This is a genomic window from Nostoc sp. JL23 (assembly GCF_017115065.1).
Lineage (GTDB): Bacteria > Cyanobacteriota > Cyanobacteriia > Cyanobacteriales > Nostocaceae > Nostoc > Nostoc punctiforme_A.
On sequence record NZ_JABXKN010000042.1, the window covers coordinates 43,603 to 61,067 of the forward strand.

The 17,465-nt window shown below is 41.6% G+C and carries 2 protein-coding genes; both read right to left on the reverse strand.

The features are described from left to right. Window positions 1-52: 52 nt before the first annotated feature. A complete protein-coding gene (locus HWQ42_RS08875; RefSeq protein ID WP_292811073.1) occupies window positions 53-3,802 on the reverse strand; it encodes a type I polyketide synthase in 3,750 nt (1,249 codons plus the stop codon). Next, a complete protein-coding gene (locus tag HWQ42_RS08880; protein ID WP_292811075.1) occupies window positions 3,799-16,683 on the reverse strand; it encodes a non-ribosomal peptide synthase/polyketide synthase in 12,885 nt (4,294 codons plus the stop codon). Before HWQ42_RS08880 ends, HWQ42_RS08875 begins: the two co-directional genes overlap by 4 nt. Between the last annotated feature and the right edge of the window lie 782 nt (window positions 16,684-17,465).

A 17,465-nucleotide genomic window follows, 5' to 3' on the forward strand; every position in this document is an offset into this window, starting at 1 on the left:
TATTACCTCCACTCGCCTAATTCGTAATTCGTAATTTAAAATTATTTGTTAATTAAATTGCTATTTCTTCTCTCTCACCTGCACCAAAGCTTGGATCTGGATCTATTTGTTTTTCTAGCTTTGGTGCTATTTCAGCTATTGTGGGTGACTCAAATAAAATCGCTACAGATAATCGGATAGAAAAAATATTTCGTATTCGGGATAAAACTTGAACGGCTATTAAAGAATCTCCTCCTAATTTAAAGAAATTGTCATGGATTCCCACCTGTTTAATTCCCAATAATTCTTCCCATATATCGGCAATTTTTTGCTCAATCTCATTACGGGGAGCTACATAAGAATTAGGCAAATCCGGTCTGGAGTGGAGTGCAGATAATTTCTCTGGCTGAAAAATATCCGGCTTTCTTTGTAATGAAATCTCTGATTTCTGGTTATTCTGTTCTAGCCTAGATTTTATGCTAAATGCGGCTGATGCAGAAGATTGAGGCAATGTCAATAATTTGACCACCTGTTCAAAACTTGAGTGTAAAATAGAGCTGTAGTAAGTAATTAAGGGAGATTCTGAATGTGAACCGTTGTTTTCTTTTTGGTAAACCAGTTCATTGAAAATCTCTAAGGGTTCTTGTTTAACAACAATAGCAGCTAAATTTTCACCACAGCGTTGCACTGAATCGAAATCTATTAAAGATGAAGTAGCAAACCTCGCTCTAACTTCTTCTAAATGTTCATTAATATAATCTTGTGAACATGGCAGTAGCCCAGTAAATAACCCCTCCTGTTCCTGTAGTTGTCCTTGATCAACTAATATTTGCAACCATCTAGAAAACAATTGCTGATAGCGAGGAGAAATATGGCATTGCGCCAACAAATTCTCCAAAGAATACTTTTCTTCGGCATTGCTAAAAGCCCCTAATTGCCTGAATGCAGAGTTGATGTAGGCTGTACATAAACGAGCCAACCACTGTATGTTTTCCTGATATGTTAACTCGTTGAGTTCTGCATTTCTAGTATTTGCTTGATTTTGACCTCCTTGTACAAGCGATGTCCATAATTGTGATGGTGTGGGTAATGCTTGCAACTGTCCCCAAGCTGTTTTTTGTGGGGGGTCAATCCAATAACGTTGGCGCTCAAAGGGATAAGTCGGTAAGGGAAGGCGGTGATGCTCCTGGTGACTATAGAATCCAAACCAATCTATATTGACTCCAGCCAGCCAGAGTTGACCTAATGTAGTAAATAAAACATGATTATCAGATTGTTTTTCTTGAGGATGACGTACCGAAGTCAAGACAGTTTGTGCGGCTGCTTTGTCTGGATGCCTTTTGGCTAATGTAGCCAGTGTGTGTCCTGGCCCTACTTCTAGTAAGACTTGCTCAGGTGTTGCCAATAATTTCTCTACACCTTGGGCAAACAGCACTGTGGAACGCAGATGTTGAGCGTAGTAGTCAGGATTTGTGGCTTGGGTAACTGTAATCCAAGTACCAGTGAGGTTGGAAATATAAGGAAGTTTTGGCGGATTTAAAGTAACTTTTTTAACTCGTTCGGCAAATGCCTTTAAGATTGGTTCCATCATTTGAGAATGGAAGGCATGGGAAGTATGCAGTTGGCGACATTCAATCCCTTGAGCAGCAAGCTGATTTTGTAGTGCATCTACTGCTGTTGTGGAACCGGAAACTACACACTGAGAGGGTTGATTAATCGCTGCAACAGAAAGTTCTGGCCCTAGTAGGGATTTTATCTTGTCTGCGGGTAAGGGAATTGAAAGCATTGCTCCAGTAGGCAGTTGCTGCATCATCTGTCCGCGTGCTGCTACCAGAGATAAGGCATCTTCTAGGGAAAAAACTTCTGCTAGAGTTGCTGCTACATACTCGCCAATACTGTGACCGATCGCAGCTTGTGGCTCCACTCCATAAGACTGCCATAATTTAGCTAGGGCGTATTCAATTACAAAAATAGCAGGTTGAGCGATCGCTGTTTGTTGAAGTTGCTTTGATGCCTCATCAATCTTTTCTTCACTGGGATAAAGTATGTGACGTAAATCTAGCCCTAGTAAGGGTTTAAGAATTTCTGAGCAATAATCAACTTGTTCTTTAAATACTGTCTCAGTTTCATAAATTTCCCGCGCCATGTTCACATACTGGGAACCTTGACCGGGAAACATAAAGACAACAGACCGTTCTGTAATCTCTGTATAATTGGTAGAAACTTGTTGGGCTGCTAAACTACCAAGAGTTTTGACAGCATCTTCTAAGTCTTGACAAATCAACATCCGTCGGTAATTAAAACCCCGCCGACCACTATTGAGGGTATAAGCTACATCGCCTAAGTTCAGTTCTGGATGCTCTTTTAAATGTGTGATTAAATTAGCTGTTGCCTTCTCAAGCGCACTCGCAGTTTTAGCTGAAAGTACCAACAAGTGTAAAGGACGTTCAATAGCATCTTTAGAATTTTTAATTTTTAATTTTAAATTTTTAATTTCTAAAGGTGCTTCTTCTAAAATTACATGAGCATTAGTACCCCCGATACCAAAAGAACTAACTCCAGCACGGCGAGGGGTGTTATTTGTTTTCCATTCAGTCAGGGTTGTATTGACATAAAAAGGACTGTTGGCAAAATCAATTTTGGGATTAGGTGTCTCGAAGTGCAAACTAGGAGGCAGCATTTTATGTTGCAGTGCTAATACAGTTTTAATCAAACCTGCCACACCTGCTGCTGTATCTAAATGTCCTAAGTTGGTTTTTAACGAACCAATAGCGCAAAAACCTTTTTTATCAGTACTTTGACTAAAAGCTTGAGTTAAAGCGGCAATTTCAATGGGATCTCCTAAAGGTGTAGCTGTCCCATGAGCTTCGATGTAGGAAATTGTTTCGGCATCTACACCAGCTATAACTTGAGCTTCGCTAATCACTGCTGCTTGACCGCTAACACTAGGAGCAGTGAAGCCTACTTTCATTGCACCATCATTATTAATTGCCGAACCTTTAATGATTGCATGGATATGGTCGCGGTCTGCGATCGCATCCTTTAATCTTTTCAATACCACAATCCCAGCACCGCTACTGGCAATTGTTCCTTGTGCCTTAGCATCAAAAGCACGGCAGTGTCCATCAGGAGAAAGAATCATTCCCTCTTGATGCAAATAACCTATTTTTTGGGGAATGCTGAGAGTAACTCCCCCAGCTAAAGCCATGTCACATTCACAATTTAATAGGCTTTGGCAAGCTAAGTGAACAGCAACCAAAGAAGTAGAACAGGCTGTTTGCACATTCACTGCTGTCCCAGTCAAGTTGAGTTTATATGCAACTCGTGTTGGCAAGAAATCTTTATCGTTGGAGATTATTAATTGCAGTGGATCAACTGTCTCTAATAATTGATGATGAGGGTAGAGATTGTTGACAAGATATCTGTTCATTCCCACACCAGCATAAACCCCTATTAACCCATTATAGGTATGCGGATCATAACCAGCCTTTTCTATTGCCTCCCACGCCAATTCTAAAAATAGGCGTTGTTGGGGATCTATTAACTCAGCTTCTTTCGCGCTATAAGCGAAAAAGTTTGCATCAAACAATTCAATGTCTGATAAAACAGCATTAGCTTTTACATAATTAGGATTATTCAGTAAATCTAGAGAAACGCCAGAATTTATCAATTCTTCATCCGTCAACCTGGAGATAGATTCTACGCCATCACGCAAATTTTGCCAAAAAAAGTCAATATCTTTGGCTTCTGGGAACCTACCAGCAAGAGAAATTATTGCTATTTCAGAATTATTGAAATCATTAATATTAACAGAATCTATCATATTTTTTTACCCTTCCTTTGAGAAAGATACTGCTGTCTAAGCTGTAATTGTTGGTTCCTGAAAGCTTTACTTTCAATTGGAGATTTAGGGCGAGAATTATTTTGTTTTAACGTATCTTCTTTATTAAGTTTAGTACTTAAGTATTGGCTTAATCTATGTATAGTTGGGTAATTAAACATATCAACTATTGACACTTCCAAACCAAACTTTTCTTGCAATTGCTGATTAATTCGTACCAGTAGTAACGAATGACCTCCTAGTTCAAAGAAATTATTGTAAATTCCCACCTTTTCTACTTCCAGTGTTTTTTGCCAAATGCCAGCAATGATTCTTTCTACTTCAGTATTTGGCATTACATAATTTGATAGTTCCTGTTGTAAATCTGGAGCAGGTAAAGCGCGACGGTCTACTTTGCCGTTGGGTGTCAGGGGTAAGCACTCCAGCATCACAAAAACACTTGGCACCATATACCCAGGCAGTTTATCGTCAAGAAACTGACGCAGTTCGTCCATTGTGGGTGTCACCTCTTTTTGTGGCACGACATAGGCGACTAAGCGCTTATTACCTGAAGTTTCTTCACGAGCAATGACACAACATATCTGCACATCATCATGTTGTCCCAGTAATGCTTCAATTTCTGCCAACTCAATGCGGAAGCCCCGAATTTTTACTTGATTGTCAATGCGTCCCAGGTATTCAATGTTGCCATCGGGTAGATAACGTGCTAAATCCCCAGTTTTGTATAGGCGCGAATGCAGCTCAGTGCTAAAGGGATTGAGGATGAATTTTTCAGTTGTCAGGTCGGGGCGGTTAAGGTAGCCTTTTGCCAATCCAACACCAGCAATATGTAACTCTCCTGGGATACCAATGGGAACTGGTTGCAGATTACTATCTAGAATATAGATTTGAGTGTTAGCGATCGCTCGCCCAATACTCGGTGATATCTGATCTTGCTCCTTGGCAACTACCAGCCCAGAAGTTGTAACAACAGTATTCTCAGTTGGGCCATAATTATTCACTAGTTGGAAGGGAATTAAATCTGATGGATACTGATGAAGCTGATCTCCTCCAGTCAGTATGGAACGCAAAGCCAAACTTTCAGTTGGCCATTCCAAAGACAATAATTCCTGTGCCAATGGTGTTGGCAGAAAAGTGATAGTAATCTTCTTGGAAATCAACCAGTCTCGTAGCTTCACTAACGAGCTAAGGAACTCAGATTTGACTAAGTAGATACTTGCTCCTGCCGTTAGGTAAGGCCATAATTCCCATACCGCAGCGTCAAATGCTGTTCCTGCTAGCTGAGTAGCTTTATCTAAGGTCGTGATTTTAAAAGTATGTTGATGCCAGAACACCAAATTTAGCAATCCTTGATGGGCAATCAGCACTCCCTTGGGTTGACCTGTAGAACCGGAGGTATAAATCACATAGGCCAAATTAGTTGCTTGTGTCTCAGTGATGAGATTATCCTGACTTAACTGAGAAATAAGCTGCCAGTCAGTATCCAAACAAATAAGCTTTGCTTGATGTTGGGCCAGTCTGTCAATGAGTTGCTGCTGAGTCAGCAACACTGAAACTTGAGCATCTTTTAGCATAAAGTGCAAGCGCTCAGTCGGATACTCCGGGTCAAGTGGCAAGTATGCGCCACCTGCCTTAAGAATACCTAGCAGTCCCACCACCATTTCTATTGAGCGTTCCACACAAATACCCACCAGCATATCTGCGGACACTCCCAAAGACTTGAGGTAGTGCGCCAACTGGTTAGCACGACTATTCAACTCGTGGTAAGTGAGTTGCTGATCTTCAAACACAACTGCCACAGCATCAGGTGTACTCAAAGACTGCTCCTCAAACAACTGATGGATACATTTATCTACTGGATAATCTACCTGAGTATCATTCCACTCTATTAAAAGTTGATGTTGCTCAAATTCTGTCAGCAGTGGCAGTTGAGAAATTCGTTCCTCTGGGTTAGCAATAATACCTTCAAGTAATGTCAGAAAATGACCCGTCATTCGCTCAATGGTGGATGCATCAAACAAATCAGTGTTGTATTCCCACACCCCAACTAGTCCAGTGGCAGTGTTCTCCATTCCTAAAGTCAGATCAAACTTGGTAGTTGTACTTTTTACCACCAGTGGACTAACAGTTAACCCAGTCAACTCCAATTGTTGAGATATGGGAGCATTTTGAAGGACAAACATCACTTGAAACAGTGGTGTATGACTGAGATCCCGTTCTGGCTGCAATGCTTCCACTAGCATTTCAAAAGGCAAATTCTGATGAGAGTATGCATCCATCGCCATTTCACGAACACGACCTAGTAATTCGCTAAAGCTAGGATTGCCTGCCAAATTGGTACGCATAACTAAAGTGTTGAGAAAAAAGCCAATTAACCCTTCTATCTCACTGCGATCGCGGTTTGCAATTGGCGAACCCACTAAAATGTCTTCTGTACCTGTGTAGCGGTAAAGTAAGGTGTCAAACGCTGCTAACAGCGTCATGAACAAAGTAACTCCTTGTTGCTGGCTTAGTTGCGTGAGTTTATCAGTTAGTTCCTTGGAGAGCGCAAACTGTTGATATGCTCCTGCGAAAGTCTGCATAGATGGTCTAGGTCGGTCAGTGGGTAGTGACAACAAAGCTGGTGCGTTTGCCAGTTGTTGTTGCCAGTAACTCAATTGACTTTCTAAGACATCTCCTTGCAACCAATTTCGTTGCCAAATTGCGAAATCTGCATACTGTATCGGCAGTGGTGTTAAAGGTGACGGCTCATCTTGAGAATAAGCATTGTACAGCGCTGCTAGCTCTTGAACAAACACACCCATTGACCAGCCATCACTGACTATGTGATGCATACACACTAATAAGGCGTTTTCTGTCTCGGACAGCACTACTAATGTTGCTCTAACTAATGCTTCATTTGCTAAGTCAAAGGGTTGTTGCGCTAATTGCTGTGAAGCTGTTTCTTGCTCGGTTGTAGATAAATGTTTTAAGTCAACAACTGAGAGTGGGCAATTTATTTGTGTTTGAATGATTTGAGAAGGTTTTCCATCAACGATGACGAAGTTGGTGCGTAAGGCTTCGTGGCGATAAATAATTTCTTGTAAGCTTTGTTCTAACGCAGTTCGATTAAGAGTTCCGACTAAACGCAAAGCTATGGGGAAGTTGTAGAAGGCGCTGTTTGGGTTTAACTTGTCTAAAAACCATAGTCGTGTTTGGGCATAAGACAGTGGTAATTCTGCATCCTCCGCCCTTGGTACGATGTGTGATGCTGTTAATTCTAAATCCTGTTGCTGTAACCGTTGAATGTTTTGGGACAATTCAGCAACCGTTGGTGCAGCAAATAAGCTACGCAATGGTAATTCTACTTTCAAGCTGGTACGCACGCGGGAGATGAGTTGCGTTGCTAGTAACGAGTGTCCTCCAAGCTCAAAGAAGTTATCATATATACCCACTTGCTGTACTTTCAGAACTTGCGCCCAAATTAGTGACAGGATTTCTTCGATTGGGTTACGTGGGGCAACATATTTGTCCAATAATTGGCTATGTAAATCAGGTGCGGGTAAAGCACGGCGGTCTAGTTTACCGTTGGGGGTAAGCGGTAAAGCTTTTAAGATAACGATCGCACTTGGCACCATATATTCTGGTAACTTTGACTTCAGGAAGCTACGCACAACGCTTACTGTGAGCGTCTGCTCTTTTTGAGGAACAATGTAAGCGACTAAGCGTTTGTTCCCAGGAATGTCTTCGCGGGCGATCGCACAAGATGCTTGCACATCAAGTTGGCTCAGTACTGCTTCAATTTCTCCCAACTCAATGCGGAAACCCCGAATTTTCACCTGATTGTCAATACGCCCCAAGTATTCAATATTGCCATCACTTAAATAGCGTGCTAAGTCCCCTGTTTTGTAAAGACGATCGCAATTAAAGGTTTCCCCTCTGCTCCCCTGCTCCCCTGCTCCTCTGCTTCTTTTGAAGGGGTTAGGGATGAATTTCTCAAGTGTTAACTCTGGTCGGTTGAAGTAGCCTTGCGATAAAAGGACACCAGCAATGTACAATTCTCCTGGTACAACAACGGGTACAGGCTGTAAGAACCTGTCCAGAATGTAAATTTGCGCGTTGGCAATGGGACGACCAATGGGAGGAAGTAGCGGCAAAGTCTCTACTGAATTAGTCAGAGTAAAACTGGTGGCTAAATGGCTCTCTGATGGCCCATAGTGATTGTGCAAAGTACAATCAGTTAGTTTGCTTAACCATTGAGAAATCGCGGGAGTAATCTGCAACTGTTCCCCAGCAGTAATGATTTCCCGCAAATGACTATTAACTAATTCACCACCAATAGCAACTTCAGCTAGTTGCTGTAAGGCAACGAAGGGAAGAAACATTCTCTCAATTGCTTTTTGTTGGAGAAAACCTAACAAAGCTGATGTATCTCTGCGTAATTCCTCCCCAATTAAGAACAATGCGCCTCCAGAACACCAGGTAGTGAATATTTCTTGGAAGGAGACATCAAAGCTAATAGAAGCAAATTGTAGGGTTTTTGCTCCACGAGAAATTTTCAGATTTTCCCGATGCCACAAGATCAGATTGCTAAGGGCAAGCTGATTCATGGCTATACCTTTAGGTTGACCTGTAGAACCAGAAGTATAAATTATATAAGCTAAGTTATTTGCTTGTACGTCGAAGATGAGATTGTCCTGACCCGATTGGGAAATCAGTTGAGCGTCAGTATCCAAACAAACAAGCTGTGCTTGATGCTGGGGCAATCTATCAAGAAGTGACTGCTGGGTTAGCAACACCCTAACTTGAGCATCTTCTAAAATAAAGCTCAAACGCTCAGGCGGATATTCTGGGTCAAGCGGCACATAAGCAGCACCCGCTTTGAGAATCCCCAATAATCCTATGACCATCTCTAAAGAACGCTCTACACACAGACCAACTAGGGCATCAGATCCTACACCCAAAGACCGCAAGTAGTGCGCCAACTGGTTAGCGCGGTAGTTTAACTCATAGTAAGTCAGTTGTTGATTTTCATATATAACTGCGATCGCATCGGGTGTACTATCCACCTGTTCCTCAAACAACTGATGGATGCACAAATCTTGTGGATAATCCACACCTGTATCGTTCCACTCGACAAGTAACTTTTGTTGTTCCGGTTGTGTCAGCAGTGATAATTGGGAAATTCGCTCCTCTGGGTTAGCAATAATACCTTCAAGCAAGGTCACAAAATGACCAGTCATTCGCTCAATGGTACTAGTATCAAACAAGTCAGTGTTGTACTCCCACACCCCTACCAAACCAGTAGAAGTATTCTGCATTATTAAGGTTAAATCAAACCTTGAAGTTGTACCTTTTATTGGCAATGAACTGACAGTTAACCCAGTCAGTTCTAATCCAGATGTGGGTGCATTCTGGAGGACAAACATTACTTGAAACAGTGGTGTATGGCTAAGATCCCGTTCTGGCTGCAATGCTTCTACCAGCATCTCAAAAGGCAAATGCTGATGAGAATATGCCTCCATTGCTATTTCGCGGACACGAGTCAGTAATTCGCTAAAAGTGGGGTTGCCTGATAAGTTAGTACGCATGACTAAAGTATTGACAAAAAAGCCAATTAACCCTTCTATCTCACTGCGATCGCGGTTAGCAATTGGCGAACCCACCAAAATGTCTTCTGTACCTGTGTAGCGGTAAAGCAGCGTATCAAACGCTGCCAACAGCGTCATGAACAAAGTAACCCCTTGCTCTTGGCTGAGTTTTGCCAGCTTACCAGTTAGTTCTTCAGAAAGTGCAAACTCTTGATGTGTCCCTTGGTAAGTTTGCACAGCAGGTCTTGGTCGGTCTGTGGGTAGCGACAATAAGGTTGGAGCCGAAGCCAATTTTTGTTGCCAATAACTCAATTGGCTTTGTAGTACTTCCCCTTGCAACCACTGTCTTTGCCACAGTGCAAAATCTGCATATTGAATCGGCAGTGATGCTAATGGTGATGGCTGACCTTGAGAGTAAGCGTTGTACAGTGCTGCTAACTCCTGAATAAACAGACCGATTGACCAGCCATCAGAGACTATGTGGTGTATACACATTAATAGTATGTGTTCTGTCTCGGATAGCACTACTAATGTCGCTCTTACTAATGCTTGTGTTGCCAACTCAAAGGGTTGAATAGCTTGTTGTTGCATTAATTGCTGTGAAGCTATTTCTTGTTCAGTTGTAGATAAATGCTTTAAATCAACAACTGAAACTGTCCAATTCGTTTCCGTTTGAATGATTTGTGTTGCTTGTCCATCAACCGTAATGAAATTAGTACGTAACGCTTCGTGGCGATGAATAATTTGTTGGAAGCTTTGTTCTAATGCGGCAACTTCCACAGTTCCTGCTAAACGCAAGGCTATGGACATATTGTAGAAGGGACTGTTTGGCTCGAATTGGTCTAAAAACCACAGACGCTGTTGAGCATAAGACAGTGCTAATTGTGCATTCTCCGCCCTTGGTAAGATAGTTGGTGCAGACAGTTGTAAGTCTTGTTGCTGTAATTGTTCAATTTCTCGTGCTAATTCCGCTAGTGTGGCGGCGGCAAACAACTCTCGCAATGGTAGTTCCACTTTGAAAATGTTGCGGATGCGTGAAACTAATTGTGTTGCTAATAGTGAGTGTCCGCCAAGTTCAAAGAAGTTATCATGTATGCCTACCTGTGGCAGTTGCAGCACTTGCGCCCAAGTTTGTGCCAGTATTTCTTCAATTGGAGTACGTGGGGCTACATATTTATCTTTGATTTCGCTATATAAATCCGGTGCGGGTAAAGCGCGACGGTCTACTTTGCCGTTAGAAGTGAGTGGCATTGATTCCAATATTACAAAAGCACTTGGCACCATGTAGTCTGGTAGCTTTGCTTTCAGGAATTGCCGCAGTTCATTGGTTGTGGGTTTAGAGTGCTGATGCGGCACTATATAGGCGACTAAATGTTTATCCCCCGTCGTACCTTCGCGGGCAATAACACAAGATGCCTGCACCTCCTCATATTGGTTCAGTAATACCTCAATTTCTCCCAATTCGATGCGGAAACCACGTATTTTTACTTGGTTATCAATTCGCCCGATGTATTCAATTGTGCCATCTGGTAAATAACGCGCTAAATCTCCAGTTTTATATAATTTTGAATTGTCAAAGGGGTTGGAAATGAATTTTTCTTTTGTCAACTCTGGACGGTTAAGATAGCCTCTTGCTAATCCTGCACCACCAATATGCAATTCTCCTGCTACACCTACAGGGACTAGTTGCAGATGCTCGTCTAAAATGTAAATTTGTGTGTTGGCGATCGCACGACCAATCGGTACTGTCCTAAGATTGCCATTTGGAAAGCATTGCCAGTAGGTGACATCTATTGCCGCTTCTGTTGGCCCATAAAGATTGTGCAATTCACACTCTAACCGAGCAAAAAAGCGTTCCTGAAGTTCTACAGGTAAAGCTTCACCACTACATATAACTCGTTTCAAGCTACGGCAATTTCCGAGACTTGGTTCTTCTAAGAAAACCTGGAGCATAGAAGGAACAAAATGCACATGAGTAACCTGCTGCTCTAAAATTAGGTTGACCAAGTAAGCACTATCTTTATGTCCACCTGGTTTAGCCACAACTAAATGCGCTCCAGTGATTAATGGCCAGAAGAACTCCCAAACTGAAACGTCGAAGCTAAAAGGAGTTTTCTGTAAAATGCAATCTAGTGCTGTTAATTGATAAGCTTGTTGCATCCACAGCAGGCGATTGCAAATTCCCAAGTGGGTGTTCATTGCTCCTTTGGGCTTGCCAGTAGAACCGGATGTGTAAATCACATAAGCCAAGTTACTATCTTGCACGGTAGTAATTGGATTATCCTGACTGAACTGAGAAATAAATTGCCAGTCAGTATCTAAATATACAACCTGCCCTTGATGCTGAGGTAACTTTTCCTTGAGTTGCTGTTGTGTCAGCAGCACTCTCACTTGAGCATCTTCTAGCATGAAGCTCAAGCGATCGCTAGGATAGTCTGGGTCAAGTGGCACATAAGCCCCACCCGCCTTAAGGATGCCCAGTAATCCCACAACCATTTCTATGGAGCGCTCCAGACAAATGCCCACCAGCACATCTGCTCCCACTCCCAAAGACTGCAAGTAATGTGCTAACTCATTTGCGCGACAATTCAACTGCTGGTAAGTCAGTTGTTGATTTTCAAACACCACCGCTACAGCATCGGGTGTACGCGCTACTTGCTCCTCAAACAACTGATAGATAAACTTATTTTGAGGATAATCCGTTTGAGTATTGTTCCACTCAACCAATAACTGCTGTTGCTCAATTTCTGTCAACAGGGGCAATTGAGAAATGGACTGTTGTGGGTTAGCAATAATACTTTCAAGCAATGTCACAAAATGACCCGTCATTCGCTCAATTGTGCCCGCATCAAACAAGTCAGTGCTATATTCCCACACACCCACTACTCCAGTAGCAGTATTTTCCATTGACAAGGTAAGATCAAACTTGGCAGTTGTACCTTCTATCAACGTTGAACTGACACTTAACTGATTTAACTCCACGGTCGATAGGGGCGCATTCTGAAGTGTAAACATCACTTGGAATAGCGGTGTATGGCTAAGATCCCGTTCTGGCTGCAATGCTTCCACTAGCATTTCAAAAGGCAAATGCTGATGCGAGTATGCCTCCATTGCTATTTCGCGGACACGAGTCAGTAATTCGCTAAAACTGGGATTGCCTGATAAGTCAGTACGCATCACTAAAGTATTGACAAAAAAGCCAATTAACCCTTCTATCTCACTGCGATCGCGGTTAGCAATGGGAGACCCCACCAAAATGTCTGCCACACCTGTGTAACGGTAAAGTAAGGTATCAAACGCTGCTAACAGTGTCATGAACAAGGTAACTCCTTGTTGCTGACTCAGTTGTATCAACCTACCAGTGAGTTCAGCAGAAAGTGCAAACTTTTGATATGCACCAGCAAAAGTCTGCACAGCAGGTCTGGGTCGATCTGTGGGCAGCGACAATAGAACTGGTGCGTTTACCAGTTGTTGTTGCCAGTAAGTTAGTTGGTTTTGTAGTACATTTCCTTGCAACCACTCTCTTTGCCAGATAGCAAAATCTGCATACTGAATCGGTAGCGGTGTTAAAGGTGACGGCTGACCTTGAGCATAAGCATCGTACAGCGCTGCTAGTTCTTGAACAAACACACCCATTGACCAGCCATCACTGACAACATGATGCATACAAACTAACAATATGTGTTCTGTCTCCGACAGCACTAGTAATGTTGTCCTGATTAATGCTCCGTTTGCCAGGTCAAAAGGCTCAATAGCTAGTTGTCGCGCTAATTTCTGGCTAGTAATTTCTTGATCGGTTGTAGATAAATACTTTAAATCAATAACTGAAACTGTCCAATTCGTTTGTGTTTGAATAATTTGAGAAGGTTTTCCATCAACTGTAATAAAGTTGGTGCGTAAGGCTTCGTGGCGATGAATAATCTCTAGTAAGCTTTGTTCTAGGGCTGGTTGATTCAAATTTCCCACTAGACGCAAAGCCATAGGAATGTTGTAAAAGGCGCTATTCGGCTCGAACTGATCTAAAAACCACAGACGCTGTTGAGCATAAGACAGTGGTAATTCTGCATCCCTCACCTTTGGTAAGATAGGTTGTTCAGAGAGTTCTAAGTCCTGTTGCTGTAACTGCCTAATTGATTGTGCTAATTCGGCTACTGTCGCTCTTGCAAACAACTCACGCAATGGTAGTTCCACTTTAAAAACGTTGCGGATGCGTGAAACTAATTGTGTTGCTAGTAGCGAGTGTCCCCCAAGTTCAAAGAAGTTGTCATGAATGCCTAAAAGCTCTACTTTCAGCACTTGTGCCCAAAGGAGTGCCAGCATTTCTTCCATTGGATTACGAGGTGCAACAAATTTATCTTGTTGTTCGCTATGTAAATCCGGTATGGGTAAGGCACGGCGGTCTACTTTGCCGTTGGGAGTAAGCGGCAGTGACTCCAAGATAACTATTGCATTTGGCACCATGTAATCTGGGAGTTTTGCTTTGAGGAATTGCCGTAGTTCGCTGATTGTGGGTTTACAATCCTGATGTGCTACCACGTAGGCGACTAAACGTTTATCACCAGGGGTATCTTCCCGGACAATAACACAAGATACTTGCACATCACTATATTGGCTCAGGACTACTTCGATTTCACTCAATTCGATGCGAAAACCACGTATTTTTACTTGATTGTCAATACGTCCTAAGTATTCTATATTGCCATCTGCTAAATAATGTGCCAAATCCCCCGTTTTATATAATTTGGAATTATCAAACGGATTGGGGATGAATTTCTCTTTTGTCAACTCAGGACGATTGAAGTAGCCCTGTGCTAATCCTGCTCCACCAAGATATATTTCTCCTGGTACACCTACTGGTACAGGCTGTAAATTTTGGTCAAGGATGTAGATTTGCGTATTGGCGATCGCCCGACCAATGGGAATAGTTGTGGCTGTCGTTGCTAAGTCCTCTACCAAATACCAAGAAGAAAACGTGGTGTTCTCTGTTGGGCCATACACATGGAGCAAATGCTGAGGAGCGCCTTTATCTAGTACTTCAAGCACCCATTTGGGATCAACCGCTTCACCACCAAATAGTAGATATCGTAGAGAACTAAATGCTTGCGGGACAACACTGGCTAACTGATTAAATAAAGCTGTGGTTAAAAATAAGACACTGATTTTATGCTCGTGGATATTGACCGCAAATTCTTTTGGGATCAGCAATACGGATTTAGTGATAATGACTAGCTTGGCTCCGTGCAGCAATGCTCCCCAAATCTCAAAGGTGGCTGCATCAAAAGCAATATTTGCCGCTTGAGCAACGCATTCATCAGCTGTTAACTGTATATAGTTGGTGTTTAACACCAGGCGATTGACGGCCTGATGATTGACAGCGACTCCCTTGGGTGTGCCTGTAGAACCGGAGGTGTAAATCACATAAGAGAGGTTTTCTGCACTGACTGTGCTATTGAGATTACCCTGATTTACTTGGCTAATGCTTTGCCAGTCTGTGTCTAAGCAAACGACACAAGCTTGATGTTGAGGAAGAGATTCTACTAATTTCTCTTGAGTCAACAGCACTTTTACTTGAGTGTCTTTGAGCATGAAGCTTAAGCGTTCAGCAGGATACTCAGGGTCAAGTGGTACATAAGCCCCACCCGCCTTGAGAATCCCCAATAGTCCCACCACCATTTCTAAGGAACGTTCTACACACAAACCCACCAGCACATTTTCACCCACACCCAAAGATTGCAAGTAATGGGCTAATTGGTTAGCGCGACAATTCAACTGCTGGTAAGTCAGTTGTTGATTTTCAAACACAACTGCTATAGCATCGGGGGTGCGCTCTACTTGCTCCTCAAATAACTGATGGATACATTTATCTTGGAGATAATCTACCCCTGTATCATTCCACTCAACTAATAACTGCTGTTGTTCAATTTCTGTCAACAGAGGTAATTGCCAAATCTGCTCTTGAGGATTAGCTACAATGCCTTCAAGCAATGTAACAAAATGCCCTGCCATACGCGTGATTGTACTAGCCTCAAACAAGTCAGTATTATATTGCCAGCAGAGTTGCAATACTCCCTGAGCTTCCATCACCATTAAATTCAGATCAAAGTCTGCACCGCGTTGATGTCCCAGCAAGTATGGCTTCATTTCAAGCACTTGTTTTCCACTGTGCAATAAATTCTCTGTTTGTTCGCACCAACGTTGTCTTTGCCAAGTGAAACTAACTTGACATAAAGGAGAACGACTGGGATCTCGTTCTGGCTGGAGTTGTTCTGCTAAGAGAGAAAAAGGGTAATCTTGATGTTTTTGGGCATCTTTAACTGTGTTGTTGACTTGAGCCAGAAATCCTGTAAATGTAGTGTTTTCCTGTACAGAAGTTCGTAAAACCATCAGGTTAACAAAGTAACCGACAATCTCTTTAAAATCTCCACCCCATCTACCTCTCATCGGGCTGCCTATGAGGATGTCTGTTTGATTCGTGTAGCGATAAAGTAGCACGTAAAATGCTGCTAGCAAAACCTGATAAAGGCTTGTTCCAGAAGCTAAACCTAGATATTTGAGTTTTTGAATTAACTGTTCGTCTAGTTTTAAACTATGTCCTGTTCCTTGATAAGTCTGTACTGGGGGACGGGGTTTGTCTGCAAACAGATTTAAAATTGGTAATTCGCCAGCTAATTGTTTTTGCCAATATTGCCACAGTTTTTCTCCTCTAGAACCAGATAGCATTTCTGATTGCCAGCGAACAAAGTCTAGATAAGATTTATTTTCAGTCAAAGAATCTGGAGCGGTTTGGATCTCCTCTTGACTAACTTGCTCAATTTCCTTAGCATACAAAGTTTGAAATTCACTCAGCAGTAAATCAAAAGACCACATATCACCTGCAATGTGGTGCATTGTTAGCAAAAGAATGTGTTCTTTTGTTGAGCGAGTAAATAAATTAATTCTCAAAACAGCATCTTTTTCTAACTTAAAAGGGCTGTCGGTTATAGCAAATATTTTCTCTTTTAAGTAATCTTCACTCCAATTGCTGGCATTTATTACCTCAACATTACATTTATATTGTTGATTAACTTGCTGAACGGGTTTGCTTTCAAAACTGGTATATGTAGTTCTGAAGATAGGATGGCGTTCAATAATTTTTTCCCATACACGATTGACAGCAACAATATTTAAATAAAAATTGATTTTTACAGTAATAAATATATTATAAGCAACGCTCTCTGGAGCAATTTGGTAGATAAACCACATTGCTTCTTGGCCAGAAGAGAGTGGGGAACCTGCTTCTATAATTTTATCCATTAAAACTCCTTAAAATCCTGACAACTTAATTATAAAAATACAAATAATCCACAAATATTGTCTTTGCTACTAAAAAACCTTTGTTTAGATGAACTTACTCTTTTTGTCACTGTTACATTGGAAGTATTAGAACTGTTTTTTTTGGCTAATATCTAGTTTTTGTACCAAGATATATTTCCCTCTTATGATAGTGAAAATAGCTAAATATAATTATACTCAAAGCGAGTTAAGATTAACTAACAAATAGCCATCAAAATTATTTATTAAAAATCTATTTTTTTGAATTTTAAATATCTTGGTTATCAGTAAAATTTTATGGGATAAATTCATTTTTTCATTCTGATTTTTTGCTCCTCTGTAATCAGTAAACTTTTAATTTATTTGAGGATAACTTGAACAGATTTGGTTTTGTTACGTTCTTTATGAATAGCTTTAATAGACTTGTCGCTTAATAAGGTAAAGTGAAGTATTATCGACTGGAATGAAATAGGAAAGTGCTAGATAACAATCGGGTACTAAAAGTAGACCGATTACTGAGGGCATTTACTGGGCTAAACCACAAGGCATTTGATGAACTTTTACAAACGTTTGAAATTGTACTCAATCAGGAGGTGTAGCTTGCCGCCGTAGGCATCGCCTCATCTAGAAAAAAGCTACGGAAACGTTCCTTGGGAGGAGCCAGAAAGGCGAGATTGCGACGAGTAGAAGACAAGCTATTTTTCATATTGTTCTATTTCAAGTGTTATCCTATCTTTGATGTCGCAGGGGTGTTGTTTGACCTA

Coding starts and splice junctions, on each gene's coding strand:
- HWQ42_RS08880 (WP_292811075.1), bottom strand. CDS start 16,683: ATGGATAAAATTATAGAAGCAGGTTCCCCACTCTCTTCTGGCCAAGAA.
- HWQ42_RS08875 (WP_292811073.1), bottom strand. CDS start 3,802: ATGATAGATTCTGTTAATATTAATGATTTCAATAATTCTGAAATAGCA.